This is a genomic window from Aerococcus mictus, assembly GCF_003286595.3.
In the GTDB taxonomy this organism is placed as follows: Bacteria; Bacillota; Bacilli; order Lactobacillales; family Aerococcaceae; genus Aerococcus; species Aerococcus mictus.
Genome location: NZ_CP132985.1, coordinates 13,940 through 38,459 on the forward strand (window position 1 = coordinate 13,940; position 24,520 = coordinate 38,459).

The following is a 24,520-nucleotide window of genomic DNA, read 5'->3' on the forward strand; positions in this document are numbered from 1 at the left end:
AAAAATTCCAACGCACAGACTTGCTGTGCTTATGGTATTTTCCTCCAATGATTCAAGTTTCTGACGGCGTCCTCACATCCTTATCAAACGTGCTCCGGGTGCAGATCGATCTCCACTTCACTAAAGAGCAAGAAATTCTTTTCAAGAATTTTTGCTCTTTAACTCCAGTGGTATCGATCTTTAGTGCACCCGTCGCACTCTATTTATGCAGGCGATGGGATTTGAACCCATATCTATTAAAAAGGCTATCATAACAAGGTTTATAAGCAATTATATGATTAGTATTCTAAAATTTGCGTGATATTTACGTGATAAATCTAAAAATTGACGTATTTAGCGAATTTATTAGCTGATTTTTCTCTACTTTGTGGTGTAACGTGCGTGTATATATTCATGGTGGTTTGGATATCGGCATGGCCTAGTCTTTCCATAACCTCTTTTATTGGAACACCAGACTCAAAGAGCAAAGAACAATGCGTATGCCTAAAGCCATGTATATTAATCATAGGTAATTCATTACTTTTACAAAAGCGGTAAAGAAAATTTCTAGGAGCAGATTGATTAATTGGAAAATTTATATCTGCTTTTCTGAATAGGAACTGATCGGAACTTAGTAGATTTTGCCCTAACTTTAAAAACTCTTGAGCTTGTTTCTTTTTCCATTGGTGAATAACGGATAGCGTGTTTTGATCAATGCCTATTGTCCTTATACTACTTTCGTTTTTAGGTCTGCCTATGTATAGACCGTCATTACCACGGCTTAGCGACTTGTTGACTGATAAAGTTGATTCTTTAAAGTTAATATCATTCCAAGTCAGCGCTAAGGCTTCACCACGTCTTAGCCCTGTAAAAGCTAATATTCTAAAAAAGCAATACCACATAGGCTTATTTGATTTTTCAAGGATTCTTAGGAATTCCTCTAGTTCGTCTTTATTGTAGAAATCCCGATCACGACTAGGCGAATAATACTCTATTTTTTTCTTAGGAATGATGACTTTATCGCAAGGATTAGTAAAAATATAATCCATGGTTACAGCGTATTTCATTAATCGCTTGAGTAAGTTAAAAATCTCCTTGTGTTTTTTATATCTCTTGTGCCATTCATTGACGAGATTTTGAATAGTTCGCGTTTTAAGCTTGTCAATTTTTATTTTTCCAAGTGATGGTAAGATATGCAATTTAAAATTAGTCATTGTTACTCTTAAGGTACTCTTCTGCACGTCAAGCTTATATTGATCTAGCCATTCATGATATAATTGTTCTACATTTAAAGAATTATTTTGCAAGTCCAGATCGCTATCAAACAAGTTTTGTCGCTGTTTGTAGTAATCAACGGCTTGCTTTTTTGTTTTGAAGCCTCTTTTAGAAATTTGTACTTGCTTACCTGTTTCCTCATCAAGGCCTAAATAAGCTTTAACCTCCCAAAATTTACCTTTGGAATTGCTATATTGCTTATAAGTAGCCATGTTGATCTCCTTTCACTATATGCTCCCAAGCTTTATGAAAGAAGAAAATCGTGTCTATAATTCATCTTTTTGTTTAATGTACTCAGAAATAATTTCTCCCGATTTCTTTAAATAGGTATCGGTTAGTGAGGATAGTTGAGATTCATAGTACTCTTCTATGGCGACCCTTTTAATGGTTTCTAAGTCCGTTTTATAATCATCTTCAAGTCCGTCTTCCTGCTCAATATAGTAATTAAGGATATTTTCTAGGCTTTTGTCCTCAAAAATGTTGGAATAGGAATTTTGTTTTAAAAAAGATTTTATATGAACATATTTTTCTACTAAGTCAAGAGTTTGTCGGCGGGAAATCTTTTGTTCAAAATACATACACCCATAGCGAATAATTTTTTCTGCGTCATAAGGAACAGGATCTTCTTTATAAAATTCTTTTATCCAATCTACTATATCTCCTATTTCGCCGCTTAGCATAAAAACAAGGTCATCCGTTTGAAAAAAATTTTTCTTATCAACGTCATTAAACTTTGCAGGAATATATTTTTTTTCTTCTCCTGTTATAAAAACGCGTGTCATAGCGTGATTCATAAAGTCTATAGCTAATTCTCTTAGACGACTATCCCTTTCAATTTCGTCTGTTAAGGTTTCAAAAATAAAAGAATCAATATTACCATATAGTAATTCATTAACAGAAATATTTCCTAGGTCTGCAATGTCTTTAATACGTTCTTCATTGGGTATTACTTGACCAGTTTCCCATTTATTAACAAGGCTACCTGTAGCTTTAAATAATTTGCCAAATTCTGTTTTATTGAGCCCTAAATTTCTTCTTATAGACTCAATGCGTAACCCCAAATCTACGCTCTTTATCTTCATAAAACCTCCTCCTTGTAGTTTGATTATACATTAGGTTGACTTAAATATGAATAGAAAACCGTCATAAATAGTCATTTAATTATTGACGATGGATTTTTTTAATGCTAAATTATAGTTATAGAGATCTGTGACTATTCATGACGAAAATTGGAGGTGATGAGATGAACAAAGTTCTAGGGTATAGAAAAATGCTAGGCATAACTCAACAAGAAATGGCTCAAAAATTAAATATAGGCATTGTTGCATATAGAAATAAAGAAAGAGGTTTAAATCAATTTAAAGAAAAAGAAATGATCGATATTTTAAAGATTTATACGAATAAAATTCCTAATTTAACATTAAATGATATTTTTTTAGACAGAAACAGTCATGAATAGTCATTTTAATTATTTATTACCTTTTTTAGGAGGTGAAAAAGATGAACTTTAGTAAATGGATAGATTGCTATTAATGTAAGCTAAAAAATAAGCTTCAATCGATATACTTGCCTTATAAATGCATTTTACAAGGGTATTTAGCCCGTTAAGCATCACTAAGGGAAAAGTATGTATTAAGTCTAAAATCAGTCTTTAAACAGGCTTAAAAGAAGAATAGAACGCTCCCAAGCTTTATGAAAGAAGAAATTTTTAGAGGGTATAAAAAAAGCCATTGCTAAGGACAAATTCAGCAATGGCAAGGCAATTTGATTGTAGTTTATGCCTATACCCTCTTATTTTAGCATAAACGAAAGAAGAGGTAAGAAGATGAAAGCAAGAAAGCTTATTAACCAAGTAGAGAATGTTTATAATGACCTATCGCCTATTAGGAGTGCCATAAATGAAGCAGAAGACTACTTAAATAAAGTAAATAGTGCCAAATCTGATAAAACCATGCTAACGAGCCTAGCTAGCTTAGCCCGTCACTATCAAGATTTACTTTACTTAGCAGATAACTCATTATTTAGAGTTTTATCGGACTTTGAAGACCTTTTTAACGGGTATTACCATGATGACCAAGGTGCCCTAAATAAGTACGGTGACCAAGATGGCGAATAAGCGAATGTTTTCAAAGCAAGTTACTCAAACAGATCAATTCTTGGACTTGCCATTAAGCGCCCAAAGCCTCTATTTTCACTTAAACATGCAAGGCGATGACGATGGTTTTTTAAATAACTATAAAATGACTATGCGAATGATAGGAGCTAGCAAAGAGGATTTACAAGCCTTAATCGATTCAGCGTTTATTATTAACTTTGCTAGTGGAGTAATTTGTATTAGGCATTGGAAATTAAATAATACGCTTCAAAACGATAGATATAGTGAAACACTATTTCAAGGTGAGTTCGCACAAGTTGAAGAAAGAAATAAGGTTTATTTTTTAAAGAGTAATGATGATGATAGCCAATGGAACCAAATTGGATCCAAGATGGATCCTCAACATAACATAACAGAACATAACATAGCTAAGCCTAACTTAACAGAGTCTAGCATAGCTAAGAACAACGTAACCGAAAAGAACCAACATAACCAAACTAAGATTAACCAAGGGAAACAAAGCGACCAAGTTGGTCAAGACATAGAGGACAAGGCTAATGATTCTTCTTCTCATTATGGCGAGATTTGCAAGGCTTTAAAAAGGGATTACCTTGACTATATTAATCAATCCTTAGGTACTCAATTTAGCAATGATGAAGAGAATAGTAAGGTCTTGAACGGGTTATATAATGACTATGGCCAATCAAGGGAACAGTTAATGAAAGTCATTAAGCAAAAGGTGAATGAGTGGCAAGGAATTAGTTCTGTTCCTAAAACACTTCAAGCTATCTTTTCATGATGTAAGGAATATGTTTATTTTTGAGAGCTAAATAGAGTAATTTCTAGAAAGGGTTAAGGCTATGGATAAAGCATTAAAAGAGAAGATTACTTCATTACCCGATTCCTATAAACAAGTCTTCATGTTACTACCCAAGGGGATGGAGAAACCTATTACTAGTAATGAGATTCAAGCTATTTTAGGCTATGACGTGAGGCATATAAATCAAATTATTAGCGATTGGAGAATTAAATATCGCGTGCCTATTGGTGGCTTAAGGTATCAAAATCAATGTGGTTTTTACTTAGCGACTAATGAAGAAGAAAAAGAGATAGGCGCTAGGTCAATCGATGCCCAAATAAAAAGCATGAGCAAGACCGCAAGCGCTATAAAACAAGGAGATATAGGGCTAATACAAGAATATAGCGACTTGTTGAACGCCTATTGGAGGCCTCACAACATTCAGCTTACACTAGATTTCGATCAAAAAGAAAAGGAGAGAATTGATTAGAAATGAGCGAAGAGGTAAAACTATCTAAGCAAGAGACAGAAACTATTGTTCATACGCTCGAAGAAATAGAGAACATAAAACAAGCCGTTAACAACCTCTTGCCTTTTGAAATACAGACCTATGAAGAGCTAAAACAAGCTTACAATAAAGTATTAAAAATGAGAGATCAATATGATTGTTTAAAACTAGGTTCAGATAATAAACTTGAAGTAATACATGGCTTATTGGTGGATCGATTAAAGAACCTATCTTAAAAATAACCATCACGTTTTAATATAGCGTGATGGCTTTTAGTTTGTTTAGTTAGTGATTAAAAAAGAGAACAAATCGGACACACTAAAAAGAAGAATGGCTATATTTTGGCCTTTGTTAGCCTTTAGAGCGTGATTAGCTTTTATAGTAATCGTCGATTTCGGCGCCCCTAAAAAGGCTAAACTTTGAGATAGTGACAAAAGTGACACCCTAAAAAGGGATTAACTATGTATTTGAACGCTTTAGAAAAGATAGCAGGTAAGGAGCGAGAACTATGCATGAAGCAAAGAAGATTTTAAAAGATATTAAACGTAAGCAAAACAATATAAAGCGCCTTACCCGTGATATTGAGCGTTTAAGAGAACAAGAGGCGACCGTTCGCACTTCAGAAATTAGCCCAACTAAAGTGGTTACAAGTAAATATAACCATCACGAACAAAAGCTAGTAAATATGATCACCCTTGTTGAGCATAAGCAAAAGCAAATCATGAACTTAGTGATGGAGATTGATCGAGAATTAGACATAATCTATTCTTTGCAGGAGCCTTATGCGACTATGTTAGATTTACGTTACATACAAGGGCAACCAATGAAAGTTGTTGCTTATGAAGTTGGTTATGGTAAGACCCAAGCTAATGTATTAATGAACCAAGCCTTAGATAATTTTTTAAAACGATATAAAGAGCAAATAAAAAGCACCTAGTGGATAACTAAGGTGCTTATTTCTTTCACAAAGCTTGAGAGCATATAGATGTATTTTTTATTTGCGTGAAATTTACGTGATATTTGCGTGATTTCTTAGAAATAACTAAAAGTAAGTAAAAGCTAAAACGTTGTTATATCAAGCTTTTGAAAGAGCATAGAAGCGCATAGAAGCGTTTTATGCAGGCGATGGGATTTGAACCCACACTTCAAAGAAACTGCCGCCTGAAGACAGCGCGTCTGCCGTTCCGCCACGCCTGCGCGATGTTACTATTGTATGCCTAAACTTGGGTAAATGTAAAGGAAAAAATCAAGGGGACTGATAAAAGATAACATTTTACCAGCTTTTAAGCTTAAGTCCCCTTCAAAAAAACGCTTGAGAATCTTTTTAAAGGCCTCCTCAAGCGTTTGAAGTAACTATTAGTACTTGTTCCAGTTGCCGGCAATATCGTCCTTTAAGGGACTATTGAGCATGGCAATGAGTTTTAGGCGGGCGTGTTGACCGTTGAGGTAGCCTTGGTCTAAGATGACGCCGACTTGTTCTAATTGAATGGCGGCGCCTTTGCTGGCATAGACCTTATGGACACCGCCGCGGTTGGCTTTAGCGACTAAGACGACCGGAATCCCTGCTTGGATAACTTGGGCGAGGATATCTTGGAGGGCTGGTGGCAAGGACCCTACCCCAAAGCCTTCTAAAACAAAGCCCTCGGCCCCCGCTTCAACCAAGGCAGTAACCATCTTAGGATTGAAGTCCAAGCTGGCCTTGACCAGGTAGACATTGGGGCTGAAGCTTTGCTCTAAGTGAACCGGGAATTTATTGACCGGGTGATAGTCGCGGAAATAGTGGACCCGGGCCCCATAGGTCACGCCTAGAGGTCCAGCATTAACTGATTCAAAGGCATGGAGACCGATACTATTGTTTTTCACGACATCATTCACGGTAAAGATACATTGGTTAAAGACCAGGAGGGTCCCCTTGCCGGCGCTATCATCACTGGCAGCGGTCAAGACGGCATCCCGGATATTGGAAAAGCCATCATAACCCAAGTCTTGGCTGGATAACTGGCTGCCGGTAAAGACGACGGGAACGGGGGTATCTAGGAGCAAGTCGACAAAATAAGAGGTCTCCTCCATGGTATCGGTCCCGTGGGTGAGAACAATCCCTTGGGCACCCTGGTCGATTTCCGCTTCAATGGCTTGGGCAATATCGGCCATATCGGCTAAGCTCATTTCGTTAGAAGGAATACTTTTGACTTCTTTAATCTTGAGGTCAACGGTTAAGTTTGACAGGTCCATATCCTTCAACAGTTCGGCCCCGGTTAAGGAGCCTGACTGTAATCCCCCAGCTTGGGTATGGACACTGGTGATGGTCCCGCCTAAATTAATTAACACAATACGTTTATTTGACATCTGTTGCCTCCTTTTTTACTTGATACTGGTCGTCACAATGGTCTAGAAAGGCCCGTAGCCAATCATTTGGGCAATGCTAATTAAGGCCATGCTGGCAAGGAAAAGAATCCCTAAGAGCGGCAGGAAGAACTTGGCCCAGTCGCCCCACTCAATCTTGGCATTAGCAATAGTCGCCATAAAGTAACCCGAAGTCGGATAGAAAACATTGGTTAAGCCATCCCCTAAGGTGTAGGCTAAGACGGCCACTTGTTGGTTGAGTCCCACCATCCGCGCTAAGGGTGAGATGATCGGCATAGCAACAATAGCCTTACCCGACCCCGAGGTGACGAAGAAATTGAATAAAGTAATAAAGAGAAAAATAGCTAAGGCAGACAGATAAACCGGAAGACCTTGGAGTAAATTACCAAATTGGTGGACTACGGTATCCAAGATTTTCGCCTCGTTCATCAAGACCGAGACGCCATTGGCTACCGCAATTAAGATAGCACCCGATAGGACACTGGAACAGCCTTCCATAAAGGCTTGGATCAAGTCATTGGTTGGCATCCGGTCAATCAGGGCGCTGATAACGGCAATCATGACAAAGAGTCCAGCCATCTCAATCATGCCCCAACCCTTCACCAGGACATTGTAAATCATATAGGCAAAGAGCAGGATCAAAACGATACCGATAAGTTTTTGTCGGCCAGTGAGGCGGACGGCTTGGCTGTTTTGACCAATCTTTTGCTCCTCAGACTCCAAGAGGCCCTCTTGGTAGGCTTCTTTGAGGACGATTTCAGGGTCGCGTTGGATTTTCTTGGCATATCTCATGAGATAGAGACTAGAAATCATATAGAAAACAATAAAGACCAAGACCCGGTAACCCATCCCAGAGAACATGGGAAGACCGGCAATCTGATGAGAAATCCCTACGGTAAAGGGATTGGTAAAACCGGAGGAGAAGCCCACGCAGGTAGTGGAAATGAGGACTACGCCCGCTGCCGTTAATTTATCAAAGCCTAGGCTTAAAATCAGGGGCATAATAATGGGTAGGTAAACTAAACTTAACTCCGCTGTCCCTATAAAAGCCGCAATCAAGGCAAAGAAAAACATCAAAATCGGAATCACTAGGACCCCGTTATCGGAGAAGCGGGCTGAGAGATTAGTGACAATACCATCAATGAGCCCGGTTTTCTTTAAGACTTCCACGGTACCAGCAATAATTAAGGTAAAGGCAATCACGCTGGCACTCTTGGTGAAGCCCTTAGGAATGGCATTCCAAAAGTCAGTAAAGCTGGTGGGATTGCTAGGAACATAGTTAAATTGCTCGGGATTAGCCACTTCTTGCCCGGATGGTAGGGTCATGGTAGCAAACTCTCCGGCGGGAATGATATAGGTCAGTCCGGCAATAACAACTAATAAGATAAATAAGACCACTAGGGAATTGGGCATTTTAAAGCGGCGTAAACGTGATTTAGTCATGGAATTCCTCCTTCTCTTGCTGTCCAAAATGCATTAATAAGTGGGTATAGGTCTCCACCATGGTTACTAAGACGGATTCTTCAAAGTCAAATTGAGAATTGTGGTGGCCGTTTTCCTTGGCTAACTCGCTACCAAAGAGGAAAAAGCAAGCCTTGCCTCCCAGTTCAGCCACCCGGTTCATAAAGAAGACCACATCTTCTGAGGCCCCAAAATGAAAGCCAATAGCATTAGAAATATTTGCTTGGTCTAGGAGCTGATGGAGTTCTTGGTAGAAGGCCTCATCCCGGTGGTTTAAAGCAGGTGCTTCTCCGACTTGTTGGAGTTGGTACTTGCATTGGTATTGCATGGCTGCCCCTGCAACGACCTCTTTTACCCGCTTGTTTAAATGGTCATTGATGGCTGATGAGGAGCCTCGGGTTTCCATTTCTAAGCGGCAGGAATTGGCAATAATATTTCGCCCTGCCCCACCTTGGATCTTGCCGACATTGACTCTGGCGGCCCCGGTAGAATATTGGGGCAGGGTTTCCAGGTTTAATAAGGCGGAAGCAGCAGCCAAAATGGCATTATGGCCCTTTTCTGGGCTGGCACCCGCATGGGCAGATAAACCAGAAAACTGGATGTCTGTTTTCGTAGTAGCGAGAAAACCATCCGTACCAATAGTCACGCTATCAGCAGGAGCTCCCATGCCGATATGCCCGGAAAGGAAGTAATCATAACCATCTACCAGGCCGGTATTGACCATAGACTTGCCGCCCTTAACCCCTTCTTCAGCCGGTTGGAAGATCAACAAGTACTTTCCGGTCAACTGGTCTTGGTGGTCCTTTAACCATTGGGCCAGGTAAAGTCCGACGGTAATATGACCATCATGGCCGCAAGCATGCATATACCCCTTGTGTTTAGAGGCAAAACCATAGCGGTTGGGCAGGTGTTTCTTACTCTTACTCTCCTTAATGGCTAAACCGTCAATATCAAAGCGCATGGCAATACTTGGGCCGGGACGTCCTGTATCCAATTCACAGACGGCCCCGGTATAACCTGCTAGGATCTCTTGAATGTCAAAATCAACGTCTTCCTTAATCGTAGCAGCGTAGGCCTGAGCCAGGTCTTTTTTGGGTTGCCCCATCATACAGTCTGGATTGTGGATGGACTTACCGTACTTGACCTCATAGCCAAGCGCCTTCAAGCGGCTGATAATACTGATGGTGGTTTGGTATTCCATCCAAGCCGGCTCAGGGAAACGGTGGTAATACCGGCGCATGGCCGATAGCTCTTGGGCCAATGTCATTTCTGACATAGTGATTCCTCCCTCATCTTTCTTTTTTTATCCATTTATTATAGCATAGCCCCTTCACTAATTTCCTCTAATAGTAGAAAGCTTATGACTAGTCAGATGCTTTTAGAACCTGACCTTCCTTCCAGCAGATTTTGGAAATAACTGCTAGAATAGACCTAGAGAGTGTGACAAGCGCGCTAAAGAGCAAGACCGCTGGAAGGAAATAACGGCAAAATTCTTAAAAAGGATGAGAGGACGCCGTCAAAGACTTGAATCGCTGGAAGAAAATACCATAAGCACAGCTATAAGGATGTGAGGAAGGATCAGGGAGGGAGATTCCTTGGAAGAAAAGATGATAAGATCAGAAATAAGGATGTGAGAACGCCATAAAAGCCTTGAATCACTGGAGGAAAATACCATAAGCGCAGCAAGGCTGTGCGTTGGTATTTTCTGAAGTGACTTCAAGGCTGGTGTTCGAACTCAACTTGCTTGATCGTTCAACTTTTCTGAAAGGACATCCCCTACCCCTTCCGAACTCAACTAAACTGTGCGTTGGAATTTTTCTGAAGTGACTTCAAGACTGGCGTACGAACTCAACTAGAGATTATTGATGCCATTTCCTGAAGCGGACGCTTGCTCTGCGCTTGGAACGCATTTTGGTATTTTGAAAAGAGGATAGGACTTTTATCCTCGCCTCCCATTCAAGTACTTTGGCAAAAATTTACTGAATTACAGATTTTATCCTTGTTATTCCTAGTGTTTTTTGCTATGATTAAAAACTGTGAGTATGAAAATTACTCTCCTTGTTCTTAATTGAATTAAGAACCTTATAGACCAAAAGGAGGTGCGAACTGATGAGTGAAAATGTAACAAAATATGAAGTGTTATACATTATCCGTCCAAACATTGACAGCGAAGCTAAAGAGGCTTTAGTGAAACGTTTTGACGATATCCTAACTTCAAACGGCACAACAATCACTAAATCAGAAGATTGGCAAAAATTGCGTTTCGCATATGAAATCAATGATTTCCGTGAAGGTGTTTACCACTTGATCGAATGCGAAGCTGAAGACGCAGCCGGAATTGATGAATTCAACCGTCTTGCCAAGATTAATGACGACATTTTACGTCATATGATTACAAAAGTTGAAGCTTAGTGATAAGAAGTAAGTCTTAAGAGAGGGGTCATTGTATGATTAATAATGTCGTCTTAGTCGGCCGATTAACTCGGGAAGTTGATCTACGTTATACCCAAAGTGGAACTGCAGTAGCCAACTTTACTGTAGCTTGTGACCGTAACTACCGCAATGCCCAAGGTGAAACCCAAACAGATTTCATCAATTGTGTGATGTGGCGTAAAGCTGCTGAAAACTTTGCTAAATTTACACGGAAAGGTTCTTTGGTAGGGATTGAAGGCAATATTCAAACCCGTAACTACGAAAACCAACAAGGCCAACGTGTTTATGTGACTGAAGTCTTAGCAAATAACTTTAGCTTACTGGAACCTAAGAGTGTCACTGAACAACGCCCACAAGCCAGTGACAATGGCAATAACTTTGCCAACCCAGGCAATAATTTTGCTAATGACTCTTTTGGCTCTAATCAAAGCTTTGGCGGCTATAATAATCAACAAGATTCCCCTTCAATGAATGATAACAGCTTTGGTGGATCCAATGACCCATTTGCTGGTGGAAACAATAATCCTTTCCCATCAAATGATAATGACGGATCGATCAATATCGCTGATGATGATCTTCCATTCTAGTGGAATGGACAAAGGAGGATAATGAACATGGCACAAAATCGTCGCCGTGGTGGACGCAGACGTAGAAAAGTATGTTTCTTCTGCGCTAACCATATGGACTTTATTGATTATAAAGATACCGATTTGCTAAGTCGTTACGTTTCTGACAAGGGTAAGATCTTACCACGTCGCGTAACTGGTACCTGTGCTAAACACCAACGTACCTTAACTTCAGCAATCAAACGTGCACGGATTATGGCCCTATTGCCATTTACCGTTGCTGAATAATAAAATTATAAAGGAGGCTGTGATAACTACTATCGCAGTCTTTTTTATTTGGCTCTTTTCTGCTGAGCGGACGAAAGTTGCCAAGCATGATTCTAATGAGAAAAACTTATCCACTTGTGGAAAAAGAAAATCTAAAGATAATTTGTCTATTATAATTGACAAAATAAAAAAATTCGATTATACTGTCGTATATAACTGACATCGTTGTGAAATGGGTGAGGTGAACGATGAATCGCTTAAAATATTACCGCACACGGTCGGGATTATCGCAAAAAGCTCTAGCTGAAGAGATTGGCGTTGCTCGTCAAACCGTGAATATGATTGAAAATGACCGTTATAATCCAAGTCTAGAGCTCTGCATTGCCTTAGCCAAAGCCTTAGATACTGATTTAAATGCTTTATTTTGGGAGGAAGATGATGATGAGAAAGAAGAATAGTCTCTATATTCGTTTCTTAAAATTCTTTTATGGCGTTGAAGAAATGGATGAATATCGGCTTGTTCAATGTGAGCGTATGGGAAACAAGTGTTTTATTTTTCTATGGTTCTGGGAAGCCATCCTATTTTTAATTGCCCTCTTCTTCCCAGCAGACCAGTCATCGATCGCCTTTAATTTCATCCTATGGGGATCTTTATTGGGCATCGTTCTGACTATGGTCTATATCCTGGTCTTTTCGATGAAATTAGGCATTCTGGTTAAGGAAATTGATGCCTCTGATTACTCAGCCAATAAAAAACGGATAAGAAAGAAAACCGCCAAAAGTTCCCTTATCTATGGGATTATCCTTTTCCTATTTCAGAGCTTAGGGCAAAAGGTTAGAGAAGTTGCTGTACAATTTGGCCTGAGAGAAGTTGTTTTTCTCTTGGTAGCGACAGTTACTTTTTATCTCTTTATGTATTATATGAATATGCATTTATTAAAGAAATATGAGGATTCTTAATATGAAAAGGATCTGTGGATAAATAATTGAATAAGAATTAGAAGAAGCCTAGCCTGAGTGTGCTAGGCTTTTTTTGTGGATAAGTGTTTCACGTGAAACAAAAAAACAGTAGATTTTCACTTGTGGATAAATCTGTTAATAAAACGAATGTTCTAGCTTGAAATCTTGCTACTAAGCCTTTTGTCATTGTGGATAAGTGTTCGGCTTATAAGTGTTCTGCTAGGAATAAAACTCTTTTCGGTGGTCTTATCCACAAGTGGATATCATTTACACACAGTGGATAGAGTGAGGAGTATTTTAATTATTAGGCTTGTGGATAAGCTATAAGATTGACTCAAAGGAAACCCGTCTAGGTTGAAACCTATTCATATTCATCGTCTAGTCTATGGCTAGATGGATGTAATGGTTATTTCTGCATAGTGACTTCTTTATAACTTGACTATTCTTTTTAGCTATTGTTTTGCTTATTTGTAGAGTACTTTCTTTATTAATTAGTAAATAAGAGATGATTGATTGAGTACAAGCTGTGCTTTATTAATAATATTAGCTGGGATATGGTTATTAGCTTTATATACTACTCTCTTTTCATTTAAGATGAACCTGTAATTACTAAATTAAATAGATATAGCTATTAGCTATGAAATACCTTTTTCTTTTGTTCGTGAGTTAATGACTTTATTAATATTTTGATTAAGCTAGTAATTATAAGGAAAGCATTTAATTGAAAATTTTTTCAAGAATAAGCCGTAGTTTACTTTTTAATACGGGTGTCCTCTGCCTAACTAAACTGACTTATGTTTCACGTGAAACATCTTTCTCTTTACTTTGAATTCTTTTTTACAATTTAATTTTAACCCTTTAGAGGCGGAGCCTTTGCTTAATTATATAAATTCCTTTTTATCCTACTAAGTCATTGTCATTATGTTCCTTTAAAACTTGTTTACCTCATAAAATGACTAAACTGTTTTATTTGATTTGCTCTTCTACTTGGGTGGGTTAATTTGCGCCTTTACCTTATTTCTACCTTACGACTTAATACATTTTGATGCCTTTTGTAAGAACCCTTATGCCCAACAATATCTCTGCTCTAACTAGAAAGGTATATCAGACTGCTATAAGGACTGAATATGTCTATATAAATACACCAATATAGTTGAATATCTATTTGTTTTACAGAATTGTTCCACGTGAAACATAAAATTCTCTGTTTAACAGATTTAAAATCACATATATAATAATGTTTCACGTGAAACATCAGTTATTTGAGGACTTGTTTATCTATATAGTGGCTAGATTTTAAACGAATCAATAGTTATAAAATAAAGAGGCATACTTTTTTAGTGTTAAGTTTACCCATTTGTGGTGTTTTTGTGTCTTATAGATCTTGTAATACAGGCTTGTACGCCTTAGTGTTGAGGGAATAAGCTATGGAACAGTTAAAAAGTGTGAAACAAGAGGTATAAACAGATGGGTATTTTAAATAAAACCTCTCAAATTGCTGCTATTGTTTCACGTGAAACAATGAATATGTTCTCAATAAATTATAATAGGAGCAAAGTTTTCAAGATTTTTAATAAAGTTAGCAGCTCATATACTCATATTCATATACGCTCTCTCGAGGGAGCTATTGTTAGCTAAAGCTAAGTAATGAGAGTAATCAATCGTCTATTTTCAGAATGTTTTACGTGAAACATTCCATTATGTAGCTAGCAATTTTCTCCCTACATGCGGATATTAATAACTAATCTAATCATCCATTCATTCTAAAAAGGCTATAATTGATAAATTACTCTACCTATTAACTAACCTAAACAATAGAATAGAAAGCCAGAAAATTTCTGCATATTTTAATTTCTTTTTGCAGTAGGTATTCGTATATAAGTCTTTATAAATTAATTATATGAGTGTAGCTTTGTTGCATTTATAACTTTGCTTGCAGTTTTATAAAGCTAAATGCTTAATTTCGTGTTTCTTGATTAAGGTAAATAACTTATAGTATCTACTAATTTGCTTCTTATGGATAGACCTATGTAAGGAGATTATTGATAGGCGGCCCTTTTATATACTTAAGGTTTGAAGTCTTTCTAGCTTTATACAACTGATGATAAATTTAAGCTAGGGTTATATAGAAAATAGAACTGGATGTTCTATTTATATCGCTTTTAATTTATTTGCAAATTCAGAAATAAGAAAGTATGTTTCACGTGAAACATTTGTGTGAAAACATCAAAATGGATCCCTTGATAGGGCTTCTTTTATATCTTCTTATATAAAATAGAAGATATTTCTACCGTTCAAGTTTAATAACTTGTATTGATTATGAAATCTAGGCTTGACCTCTTAAAACTTACCTTACTCCGATGTCAGCTCTTTCAATGACACTAATGCTTTCCTGTACCGATCCCTCACCGACTCCTATAGCCCAAGAATAGGAAATCTTTAGAATTTATTAAAAATATGGTAAAATAGAGGATGTATGTATACTTTTATCGTTAACTACAAAGGAGAAAAATATGAAAGATAATAAACATAGTGGACGTCTGTCCAATATCTTAAATCAATCCAATATTTTTGTGCCTTTGGTTATTGCTGCCATCTTAGTTTTCCTAGCGGTAGGGATGTTAATGCATAACAATCCCTTAATAGCTATGATTTCATTTCTTTTGGTTATTTTTGCTATTATTCTGGTTTATGTGGCTTTTAGGCTGATTGAACAGGAACTGAATAAGCAGGTCTATAACCTCACTGACGATATTCAAACCATTGAAAATGAAATTCTCTTACAGATTCCTCTAGGAATTATTTTGTTTGAAGAGGATGACACCATACGTTGGATGAATCCCTATATGCAAAATTACTTTAATAGTAGTGATACTTTAGGCAATAAGATTGATGACGTGGATAGCGTGTTATCCGATATCTACCACCAATTAAAAGAAACGGATGAAGATGATGTCACTGGTCACCCCATTTCCTGGGATGACCACTATCTCTCGGTGGGACTTTTGGAAGATCAAAATGCCATGTACATGCTAGATATCACTGAATACGGTCGTATTGCAGATGTGGCTGACAAGAACCGTCTAGTCATTGCCAACATCTTAATTGACAACTATGACGAAACCATCGCTTCCTATTCCGACCGGCGGAAATCCACAGTGGATAACTTTATGACTAAGCAATTATTCGCTTGGGCTAAGAAATTTGGCTCTTTTATCAAGCGCCTGGACGATGACCGTTTCCTCTTAGTCACTACTTATGGGGAATTGATGGAAATGGAAGAAGATCGCTTTTCAGTGATTGATACCATTCGCGAGACCACCTCTAAGGGCAACTTCCCCTTGACCATTTCCATGGGGATTTCTTACCAAGAAGAGGATGATGAAGCGCCCGATATTGGTAAAATTAATGAAATTGCCCAATCTAACTTGGATTTAGCTCTCAGTCGTGGGGGAGACCAGGTGGTAATTAAGATTGAAAGCGAAAAAGCTCGTTACTATGGTGGGAAAACCAACCCGATGGTGAAGAGAACACACGTTCGATCTCGCCAAATCGCCACCACTATCGCTCAAATGATGCAACAAAACGAATCCATCTTTGTTATGGGGCATGATTATCCGGATATGGATGCTATCGGGGCCTGCATTGGGATCCGCCGTATTGCCGAGATGAATGATCGCAAGTGTCATATTATTATTGATGAATCGCGGATCAATTCTGATATTGAGAAGTTACTGGTGGAATTACGTAAGGACGAGGTCATTAATGAAGCGATCATTAGTCCCCAAGAGGCTGAAGAGCTGATCGAACACAATTCCTTACTCTTTATCGTTGATGTTCACCGGCCTTCCATTACTACCGCACCGAAGTTGATTGATATGGTGAATGGGGTAGTGGTTATCGACCACCATCGTAAAGGGGAAGAATATCCTGAGAATGTCCTTCTAGAGTATATTGAACCTTATGCCTCATCAACCTGTGAACTGATCACCGAATTCTTTGAATATCAAAATGCTTCCTCTAAATCCATTAACCGGATCGAAGCAACAACCATGTTAGCTGGGATTATTATTGACTCCAGAAACTTTACCCTAAGAACGGGATCACGGACCTTTGACGCGGCTTCTTACTTAAAATCCTGTGGAGCCGATTCAATCCTGATTCAAGAGTTCCTCAAGGAGGACTTGTCCGAATACATTAAACGGAATGAATTGATCGAAAGCGTCGACATCATGCCCCCTTACTATGGGATCGCTGCGGGGGACGATGACACGGTCTATTCCACAGTGACTGCGGCTCAGGCGGCTGACTCCTTACTCTCCATGAATGGCATTGTGGCTTCCTTCGTGGTCTTCTTAAGGGAAGACAAGCGGGTAGGGATCTCTGCTCGTAGTATGGGGAATGTCAATGTGCAAACCGTTATGGAAGAACTTGGTGGTGGTGGTCACTTGTCTAATGCCGCTACCCAAATTTCTGATGTGACAGTCAGTCAAGCCCGTGAGTTACTAATTGATGTGATTAAGAAACAAAGTGAGGAAGACTAAGCAAGAAGACTGTTAAAACAGAAGGGTTTTAACTTTTATTATTTATTATATAGAAAGGAAGATAATCAACATGGGACAATCAGGCTCTTGTTGATTATTTTCTTTATCAGGAAAGTAGGTAATTATGAAAGAGAATATTATCCAAGTCGACCATTTAACTATTGCCAGTGACCAAGGGGATATTATTAAGGACTTATCTTTTACCATTGAAGCGGGTGAATTTGTCGGGGTCAAAGGGCCTTCCGGGTCAGGGAAGAGTACCTTATTGAAATACTTGGCCCAATTATATGACCCAGCTTTACAGGTTTCCGGAAGCTACCAATTAAATGGTCAAGCGATCGAGGATTACCCACCAACGACTATTCGTAAACAAGTTTCCTACTGTTTCCAATCGCCACAATTATTTGGCCATACCGTCAGGGAAAACCTGGCCTTCCCCTTTGAAATACGTGGGGAAGACTTTGATGAAGACTTGGCTAAGCGTGGTTTAGAAGCCATGGCTCTGGATAGGCATTTTATCGATAAGGAAATTGATACCTTATCTGGCGGGGAGAAGCAGCGGGTCGCTTTAATTCGGAACCTCTTTTTTGAACCTCGGGTGCTTTTATTAGATGAGATTACTAGTGCCCTGGATGCTAAGTCCCGTGACCTGGTCTGGTCCTGGCTAAAAGATTACCGCGCTAAACACCAGGTGACCTACTTGATGGTTTCTCACATTGATTCCGAACATGAGATGACCGACCGGACGTTGACTTTATCAGCGACAGAAAAAGCACCAGCTGATGAAGAAGAATCAGCCAGCCAAGAAAAGGCAGGGGGTGAAGTGGGTGAATAGTATGCTCCAAGCTAACCCCCTTTCCCTAGTTCTCAGTGCGGGTCTGGTGGTGATTAGTCTTTACATTTCCTACCGCCAACGTTTAGGCTTAGAGGGCGAACTGGTCACTTCCGCTTTTCGAGTGGTCCTGCAACTCTACCTCGTGGGTCTGGTCCTTTCCTTTATTTTTGATATCAACCACCCCCTCCTGACCGCCACTTTAATTGGTCTGATTATTATTAATGCGGCCTTTCACGCGGCCAAACGGGGCCAGGGGATTGACCATGTTTTTTGGATCTCGCTCTTAGCCATTAGCTTTACGGTAGTCGGGACGCTGTCCTTACTGGTCCTAGCTGGGGCCCTGGCTTTTACCCCTTCTCAGGTGATTGCCTTGGGCGGAACCATTGCTGGTAATTCCATGACGGCACTGGGTCTAGCCTATGGACATTTACTGACCACTTTCGACCAAGACAGCCAGAAGATCCAAGAACGCTTAGCCTTAGGAGCCAATCCCAAGCAGGCGTCCATGGGAATTATCCGCCAAGCCATGCAAAAGGGGATGCGGCCAACCTTGGACAAGGCCTATGCAGTGGGAATTGTGACCTTTCCGGGAACTATGAATGGTTTGCTCTTTGCTGGGGTAGAGCCCAAGACTGCCATTATGTACCAGATGATGATCATGTTTACCCATATCTCAACGGCAACCATCGCTTCTTACGTGGCCACCCACTTTGCTTATCAGAGTTTCTTTGATGACCGGCAACGCTTAAAATTTAGCGCCCATAGTCGCGATTAAGAGGAGGAATAGTATGGAAAATGTAAGCATGACTCCAATAGCCCTAGCCTTTTCTTTTTCTTTAGTATTGATTAGTTTAGCGATTTCCTATTTTAACCAATTGAAGTTAGAGAAGGCGATCTTGACGGCGGGGATTAGAATTGTTATCCAATTGTCGATTGCAGCATTGATTTTTCAATTTATTTTTACTAAGGATAATTTTTATTTATCTGCCCTCTTATTACTGGTAATGTTAGTGATCGCAGCTTGGAATGCCTCTAAGCGAGGCGGGCAGATCAAGGGACGCTTTTGGATTGCTCTGGTGACCCTGATGGTGACAGAAGGGGTGACGCTCTTTGTCTTCGTGGGCTCAGGAGCGGTGCAATGGACCCCGTCCCAAGTGATTCCCATTTCCGGGATGATTATTGGTAACGCCATGAATGCGGTAGGTTTAGTCTTTTCGGACCTGTTGACCTATTTTAGTGACCAATCACAGGCCATTCTAGAACGTTTGGCATTGGGCGCCACTCCCCGGCAAGCTTCCCAGGGATTAATCCGGCAAACTATTGCTGATGGGATGATTCCGACCATTGATGGGGCCAAGACCACAGGGATTGTCACTTTACCTGGGATGATGATGGGGCTGCTCTTTGCGGGCGTTGACCCCATGACAGCGGTCCTCTATCAAAGTATTGTCATGTTCATGACCCTATCGACAGCGGCAATTACCACTTTTGTGTCTTCCTTATTAACTTATCGGAAGTTCTTTACCGACCGCGAGCTCTTGATTCGCCGGCATTCCTCCGATAAGTAAGTGGAAGACAAGGCCAAAGCTTGAGCTCTGGTCAATTCTTTATTAGAATAAGATTATGTTTATTCGTGAACAGGCCCGATACACAAAGCCTGTTAGCTATGAGACAATGAAATTACACAAGGAGGCTTAACAATGAAAGTCATTTTTCTACAAGATGTGAAAGGCCAAGGTAAAAAAGGCGAAATCAAAGAGGTTAATACCGGCTATGCGCAAAACTTCCTCTTCAAGAAAGGTTTAGCCAAGGAAGCCACCAAGTCAGCCGTTTCTGCCTTAGAAGGGAAGAAGAAAGCCCAAGCTAAGGAAGCTGCTGAAGAACTTGCAGAAGCTAAGGAATTGAAGAAAAAATTGGAAGATGAAGAGACTGTTGTGGAAGTCAAAGCCAAGGGTGGCGAAGATGGCCGTCTCTTCGGTTCGGTGACTTCTAAACAAATCGCCCAGGCCTTGAAGAAACAATATGATATCAAGGTAGACAAGCGTAAAATTGACCTGCCAGAACCAATCCGGGCTTTCGGTTACCGGAATGTTCCGGTTAAATTGCATACGGATGTGGAAGCAACTATCCGTGTCCACATTGTTGAAGAATAATTAGTCGCCGTCTTTGAGAGCCAGGATCGGGGGATTTTACCTCACTGGCTCTTTTTCTTGTCTTTTTGACTAAGAAGGATTAGTATATGGTATTCGCAAAAGTTCATGTATAATAGTAGGGATCGGATGAGAAAGGATGGTCTGAAGCGATGGCAGATGATAATTTAATCGAGCGCATTCCGCCTCAAAGTATTGAAGCGGAACAGGCAGTCTTAGGGTCGGTGTTCTTGGATCCTGAGGTTTTTCCTGCTGTCAACGAATATATCGAACCCCAAGACTTCTATAAACGGGCCCACCAACTCATCTTTGAAAGCATGCGGCAGCTGAACGAAGACCAAGAGGGGATTGACGTGATCACGGTTCAGGATAGCCTCTTAAGTCAAGGCATGCTGGACAACGTCGGTGGGGCAGACTACCTCTTCGAACTGGCGACCAATACCCCAACTGCCGCTCACGCGGAATACTATGCCCAGATTGTAGAACAAAAATCGATCTTACGGAAATTAATCCATGCCTCCAATGAAATCTCAAGAGAGAGCTACGAAGAGCAATCGGATGTCATGGATATCTTGGACCATGCCGAACGCTCGATTTTAGATGTTTCTCAGAGCCGTAACCGCAGTGGCTTTGTCCATATTGGTAAGGTCTTGAACCAGTCCTTGGATACTATCGAAGAATTATCCAAGAATAAGAAGTCAATTACGGGGCTAGCCACAGGTTATCCTGATTTAGACCGCATGACGGCGGGGCTCCATGAAGACGAATTGATTATTATCGCCGCCCGTCCTGGGGTAGGGAAGACGGCTTTCGCCTTAAATATCGCTCAAAACGTTGCCACTAAACAAGGCGCAGTGGTAGCCCTCTTCTCCTTGGAAATGGGGGCAGAATCCTTGGTGAACCGGATGTTATGTGCCGAGGGCAGTATTGATGCGGGCCGCTTGCGGACGGGGCAATTGCTGGAACAAGAGTGGTCTGATTTAATTGTGGCCATGGGGGCCTTGGGGTCTTCTGAGATCTATATCGATGATACTCCCGGAAACCGGATGGCAGAAATCCGAGCTAAGTCCCGTCGTCTATACCAAGACAAGGGCAGGTTGGACCTGATTGTGATTGACTACTTGCAGTTGATTGAAGGAAGCCGGCGGAGCGAGAACCGCCAACAAGAGGTTTCTGAAATTTCCCGGCAATTAAAGAAATTAGCCAAAGAACTGTCTTGTCCTGTGGTTGCCTTATCCCAATTATCTCGGTCTGTGGAACAGAGACAAGATAAACGTCCAGTTCTTAGTGATATCCGGGAATCGGGATCCATTGAACAAGATGCCGATATCGTGGCCTTCCTCTACCGCGAAGACTATTACGAGCGCGAAGATGGAGAAGAGGGTGAAGACCAGGATGAGAATAATATCATAGAAGTCATCATTGAAAAGAACCGGGCCGGGGCTCGGGGAACCGTCAAGTTGATCTTTACCAAAGAGTTCAATAAATTCTCTTCAGTAAGCTTTAGGGATGAAGAAATGGTCTAATCACTGACCTTTGATTGGAAGTAATTTTATTGAAATTCCGCTATCCTATAAGGAAATTGCGAATTATGGCTACTTTTTCCTCCTAAAATGAAAAAAAGTCTTGCATTTTAGGTCAAACAGGAGTAACATTATAAAGGTAGTCAACGGATCCTTAGCTCAGTTGGTAGAGCAACGGACTCTTAATCCGTGGGTCGAGGGTTCGAGCCCCTCAGGATCCATTTATAAGACAGAGCGCGCTAACAAGTACTTAAAAAGCTTGTTAGCGCGCTGTTTTTGTTTATAAGGGTAGATCAGTAAGGTAAAGTAATGGAAACGTTGGTATAGCTGGTATAATAGATATCTTGAAATTTTAGAAAGTAAATTTTTCCGTTTAGGACGGAAGAAAAGACGGAAGACATTTCCACCCATCGCTGACTTAAAAATATAGACTACTTAAATAATTGCCCCAAGAGGGCTTTTTTATTGCAATTCTGTTCTATTTTGGGCTAAAAGAAAAAGCCTATCAGCGGTAAAGATATAATAGGCTTAACCATTGCGGTTATTGAGCTAATCCTTACACTAATAGACTTAATCAAAAATCTTTAATCATTTTCTTACGAGGCTAGTACGCTAGTCCCGTCCCTTGTTTTTATTATATCATGTCTGTAAGATCTAATGAATCTAATTTTACTCATTTAATGCCTCTAGTAAGTCATCAACATTATCATAAGTTTTTAGTTGGTTGCCTTCTGCTTCTGCCCGTGCTTGCCTGTTCTCAATTTTCTTCTTTGTTGCCGGTTTGTCCGGTAACTCTCCTACTTTTTCTTTTAATTCATCATCCATCCTTATGTTAATTCTAGACATATAGACAAGCCCCTTTATCATAACTATTTACCAATGTTATACCAGCATTAGCTTATTTGTACTAATAATAGGATTTTGGCATTGATATCCCTGAATTTACATAGAAAAAAGCGGCCTAAAGACCGCTCAAGCATTAAACTATCAATTGCATACATTGGGCTAATAACGGCAATTATTAGACTTGCAATTGTTTTGATTCAACTTATAACAATGCTATAGTAATTCCACAAAACGGGCACTTAGTGCACCCAACTTTTACTTTTATTATATCACGCTAGTAAGCAGGCAACAAGATGATCAAAAAGAAAAAGCAGGTTTATCCTATCGCTACTGGTCGAGTGTGTCCAATCGTCAAAAATCACTCTCCTTGGACAATAAAGTTTTCTTATATTAAGTAAAGTTTCTCTTTACTTTTTCATGTGAAAGTTGTAACATATAGAGGTGACAGTTCGCTGTCACTATACCATATTCATTGTGGTCATTCGAATAAGGGTAGCTTGTTGGTATCTGATGAAAATTTTCCTTGGGTATTTCAATAGGCTACCTCTTTTCGTATTTATAGCTATTAAGCGCAATTATTAAGTCGAATGAAATGGTCTTAACTCACATGCTTTGGCTCTTTAAGTCCTTTAAAACATTGCTTTACTTTTTCATGTGAAAGATATAACATAATAAATGAAAACGGATACATAAAGGAAAATGTGAAAGGAGTCTTATCATGACTTATCGTATGATTCTTAATGAGCGTTCTTATTTTGGGCCGGGAGCTATCCAACATATTCCAGAAGAGTTTCGTGGCAAGGATTTAACCAAGGCGGCTGTCATTACTGACCGGGGTTTGGTGGATGCAGGTGTGGTAAGAAAAGTTACTGACTTATTAGATGAAAATGATATTCCCTATGATGTTTTTGACCAAGTGGAAGCCAACCCAAGTGTCAATACGGTAAAGGCTGGCGTCGACTTTGTCAAAGAAAGTGGGGCGGACTGCATTATTGCTATTGGTGGGGGATCCTCCATGGATACTTCTAAGGCAGTCGGAATCATTATCGAAAACCCAGAATTTGCTGATGTGGTTTCATTAGAAGGAACTGCACCGACTAAGAACAAGGCTATGATGACCTTTGCGGTACCAACCACAGCAGGAACTGGGGCGGAAGTCACCATTAATTACGTGATTACCGACACCGAAAAGAAACGGAAATTCGTCTGCGTTGACCCTAATGATATTCCTGATATCGCCTTTGTGGATAGTGAAATGATGATGTCCATGCCTGAGAAGTTAACGGCCGCTACGGGGATGGATGCCTTGACCCACGCTATTGAAGGCTACATTACCCCCGGTGCCTGGGAAATGAGTGACATGGTCCATATCAAAGCCATTGAAATGATCGGCCGGTCCATCCGCAAGGCGGTTGAAGGAGATCCGAAAGCCAAAGAAGATATGGCAAGCGCTCAATATATTGCAGCCATGGGTTACTCTAATGTTGGTTTAGGCCTGGTTCACGGGATGTCCCACCCACTAAGTGCTTGGTACGGCATTCCTCATGGTCAAGCCAATGCGATTCTTCTGCCGGTCGTGATGCGCTATAACAAAGACTACACCGGAGAAAAATACCGCGACATCGCTAAGGCACTGGGTGTAGAAGGCACCGATAAGATGACCATTGAAGAAGCCCGTGATGCCGCTTGTCAAGCCACCTTATCCATTGCTGAAGATGTTGGCATGATCGCTAAGTTAAGCGACTTGGGTGTCAAGGCTGAGGACATTCCTTTAGTGGCTAAGGATGCCATGGCGGATGTCTGCACGCCAGGTAACCCACGCCCAGCCCAATTAGATGAAGTCATTGAACTCTATCAAAGTCTGATGTAGAACTTTTTATTAAATCTTTTATATAATTGAGGTCATTCGAATACA

24 protein-coding genes and 2 tRNA genes are annotated in these 24,520 nt (G+C 40.1%); 19 read left to right on the forward strand and 7 right to left on the reverse strand.

Going from position 1 to position 24,520, the window contains the following annotated elements; all coding sequences use genetic code 11:
- Positions 1-317: 317 nt before the first annotated feature.
- Both DBT49_RS00055 and DBT49_RS00060 read right to left on the reverse strand, forming a co-directional pair.
- Positions 318-1,466 carry a tyrosine-type recombinase/integrase gene (locus DBT49_RS00055; RefSeq protein ID WP_070558817.1) on the reverse strand — a complete coding sequence of 383 codons (1,149 nt, stop codon included), beginning with the start codon at positions 1,464-1,466 and terminating at the stop codon, positions 318-320.
- Between the two features lie 54 nt (positions 1,467-1,520).
- Positions 1,521-2,336: a helix-turn-helix domain-containing protein gene (locus tag DBT49_RS00060; protein WP_070558819.1), complete on the reverse strand. Its 816-nt coding sequence runs from the start codon at positions 2,334-2,336 to the stop codon at positions 1,521-1,523.
- A gap of 161 nt (positions 2,337-2,497) precedes the next feature.
- Between DBT49_RS00060 and DBT49_RS00065 the strand changes: the two genes are divergently transcribed.
- From DBT49_RS00065 to DBT49_RS00090, 6 genes are all read left to right on the forward strand, one after another.
- On the forward strand, positions 2,498-2,713 hold the full coding sequence (locus DBT49_RS00065; protein WP_070558873.1) for a helix-turn-helix domain-containing protein: 216 nt from the start codon (positions 2,498-2,500) through the stop codon (positions 2,711-2,713).
- 366 nt (positions 2,714-3,079) lie between these two features.
- Positions 3,080-3,370 carry a hypothetical protein gene (locus DBT49_RS00070; RefSeq protein WP_070558821.1) on the forward strand — a complete coding sequence of 97 codons (291 nt, stop codon included), beginning with the start codon at positions 3,080-3,082 and terminating at the stop codon, positions 3,368-3,370.
- 4 nt (positions 3,371-3,374) lie between these two features.
- Positions 3,375-4,148, forward strand: a complete 774-nt coding sequence (locus DBT49_RS00075; RefSeq protein ID WP_181565450.1) for a eukaryotic translation initiation factor eIF-2-beta/eIF-5 family protein — start codon at positions 3,375-3,377, stop codon at positions 4,146-4,148.
- Between the two features lie 61 nt (positions 4,149-4,209).
- Complete coding sequence (locus tag DBT49_RS00080) at positions 4,210-4,638, forward strand: hypothetical protein (protein WP_070558824.1); 429 nt, start codon at positions 4,210-4,212, stop codon at positions 4,636-4,638.
- Between the two features lie 2 nt (positions 4,639-4,640).
- Positions 4,641-4,892 (forward strand): hypothetical protein, encoded by a 252-nt coding sequence (locus DBT49_RS00085; RefSeq protein ID WP_070558826.1) that lies wholly within the window; start codon positions 4,641-4,643, stop codon positions 4,890-4,892.
- A gap of 272 nt (positions 4,893-5,164) precedes the next feature.
- A complete protein-coding gene (locus DBT49_RS00090; protein ID WP_070558828.1) occupies positions 5,165-5,593 on the forward strand; it encodes a hypothetical protein in 429 nt (142 codons plus the stop codon).
- A gap of 180 nt (positions 5,594-5,773) precedes the next feature.
- On the opposite strand, the gene DBT49_RS00095 is transcribed toward DBT49_RS00090, so the two are convergent.
- The 4 genes from DBT49_RS00095 to DBT49_RS00110 form a co-directional block, all read right to left on the reverse strand.
- Positions 5,774-5,853 (reverse strand) — tRNA-Leu (locus tag DBT49_RS00095).
- Positions 5,854-6,012: 159 nt separating this feature from the next.
- Positions 6,013-7,002, reverse strand: a complete 990-nt coding sequence (locus DBT49_RS00100) for an asparaginase (protein WP_111846301.1) — start codon at positions 7,000-7,002, stop codon at positions 6,013-6,015.
- Positions 7,003-7,044: 42 nt separating this feature from the next.
- A complete protein-coding gene (locus tag DBT49_RS00105; RefSeq protein WP_070558832.1) occupies positions 7,045-8,463 on the reverse strand; it encodes a YfcC family protein in 1,419 nt (472 codons plus the stop codon).
- Positions 8,456-9,757, reverse strand: a complete 1,302-nt coding sequence (locus DBT49_RS00110; RefSeq protein WP_070558834.1) for an amidohydrolase — start codon at positions 9,755-9,757, stop codon at positions 8,456-8,458. Before DBT49_RS00110 ends, DBT49_RS00105 begins: the two co-directional genes overlap by 8 nt.
- 833 nt (positions 9,758-10,590) lie before the next feature.
- Between DBT49_RS00110 and rpsF the strand changes: the two genes are divergently transcribed.
- From rpsF to DBT49_RS00170, 12 genes are all read left to right on the forward strand, one after another.
- Positions 10,591-10,893 carry a 30S ribosomal protein S6 gene (gene rpsF / locus DBT49_RS00115; protein WP_013669618.1) on the forward strand — a complete coding sequence of 101 codons (303 nt, stop codon included), beginning with the start codon at positions 10,591-10,593 and terminating at the stop codon, positions 10,891-10,893.
- 35 nt (positions 10,894-10,928) lie between these two features.
- The gene (gene ssb, locus DBT49_RS00120; RefSeq protein ID WP_060779015.1) at positions 10,929-11,501 is read left to right on the forward strand and encodes a single-stranded DNA-binding protein; all 573 of its coding nucleotides are present in this window, start codon (positions 10,929-10,931) and stop codon (positions 11,499-11,501) included.
- A gap of 27 nt (positions 11,502-11,528) precedes the next feature.
- The gene (gene rpsR, locus DBT49_RS00125) at positions 11,529-11,768 is read left to right on the forward strand and encodes a 30S ribosomal protein S18 (protein WP_013669454.1); all 240 of its coding nucleotides are present in this window, start codon (positions 11,529-11,531) and stop codon (positions 11,766-11,768) included.
- A 227-nt stretch (positions 11,769-11,995) separates the two neighbouring features.
- Positions 11,996-12,205 carry a helix-turn-helix transcriptional regulator gene (locus DBT49_RS00130; RefSeq protein ID WP_013669762.1) on the forward strand — a complete coding sequence of 70 codons (210 nt, stop codon included), beginning with the start codon at positions 11,996-11,998 and terminating at the stop codon, positions 12,203-12,205.
- Positions 12,186-12,707: a DUF3278 domain-containing protein gene (locus DBT49_RS00135; protein WP_168163179.1), complete on the forward strand. Its 522-nt coding sequence runs from the start codon at positions 12,186-12,188 to the stop codon at positions 12,705-12,707. Before DBT49_RS00130 ends, DBT49_RS00135 begins: the two co-directional genes overlap by 20 nt.
- A gap of 2,513 nt (positions 12,708-15,220) precedes the next feature.
- Entirely contained in the window at positions 15,221-17,251 is a 2,031-nt protein-coding gene (locus tag DBT49_RS00140; RefSeq protein WP_070558840.1) for a DHH family phosphoesterase, read from the forward strand.
- A 124-nt stretch (positions 17,252-17,375) separates the two neighbouring features.
- Positions 17,376-18,086 (forward strand): ABC transporter ATP-binding protein, encoded by a 711-nt coding sequence (locus tag DBT49_RS00145; protein ID WP_070558841.1) that lies wholly within the window; start codon positions 17,376-17,378, stop codon positions 18,084-18,086.
- Between the two features lies 1 nt (position 18,087).
- Positions 18,088-18,861, forward strand: coding sequence for an ABC transporter permease (locus DBT49_RS00150; protein ID WP_070558875.1), 774 nt, complete (start codon positions 18,088-18,090; stop codon positions 18,859-18,861).
- Between the two features lie 13 nt (positions 18,862-18,874).
- Complete coding sequence (locus DBT49_RS00155) at positions 18,875-19,654, forward strand: ABC transporter permease (RefSeq protein WP_070558843.1); 780 nt, start codon at positions 18,875-18,877, stop codon at positions 19,652-19,654.
- Positions 19,655-19,786: 132 nt separating this feature from the next.
- On the forward strand, positions 19,787-20,239 hold the full coding sequence (gene rplI, locus DBT49_RS00160) for a 50S ribosomal protein L9 (RefSeq protein ID WP_060779022.1): 453 nt from the start codon (positions 19,787-19,789) through the stop codon (positions 20,237-20,239).
- 149 nt (positions 20,240-20,388) lie between these two features.
- On the forward strand, positions 20,389-21,762 hold the full coding sequence (dnaB, locus tag DBT49_RS00165; protein ID WP_070558845.1) for a replicative DNA helicase: 1,374 nt from the start codon (positions 20,389-20,391) through the stop codon (positions 21,760-21,762).
- 145 nt (positions 21,763-21,907) lie between these two features.
- Positions 21,908-21,980, forward strand: a tRNA-Lys gene (locus DBT49_RS00170).
- A 448-nt stretch (positions 21,981-22,428) separates the two neighbouring features.
- On the opposite strand, the gene DBT49_RS00175 is transcribed toward DBT49_RS00170, so the two are convergent.
- The gene (locus tag DBT49_RS00175) at positions 22,429-22,605 is read right to left on the reverse strand and encodes a hypothetical protein (protein WP_168163181.1); all 177 of its coding nucleotides are present in this window, start codon (positions 22,603-22,605) and stop codon (positions 22,429-22,431) included.
- A 718-nt stretch (positions 22,606-23,323) separates the two neighbouring features.
- Here DBT49_RS00175 and fucO point away from each other — a divergent pair.
- Complete coding sequence (gene fucO / locus DBT49_RS00180) at positions 23,324-24,475, forward strand: lactaldehyde reductase (protein ID WP_070558847.1); 1,152 nt, start codon at positions 23,324-23,326, stop codon at positions 24,473-24,475.
- Positions 24,476-24,520: the final 45 nt, after the last annotated feature.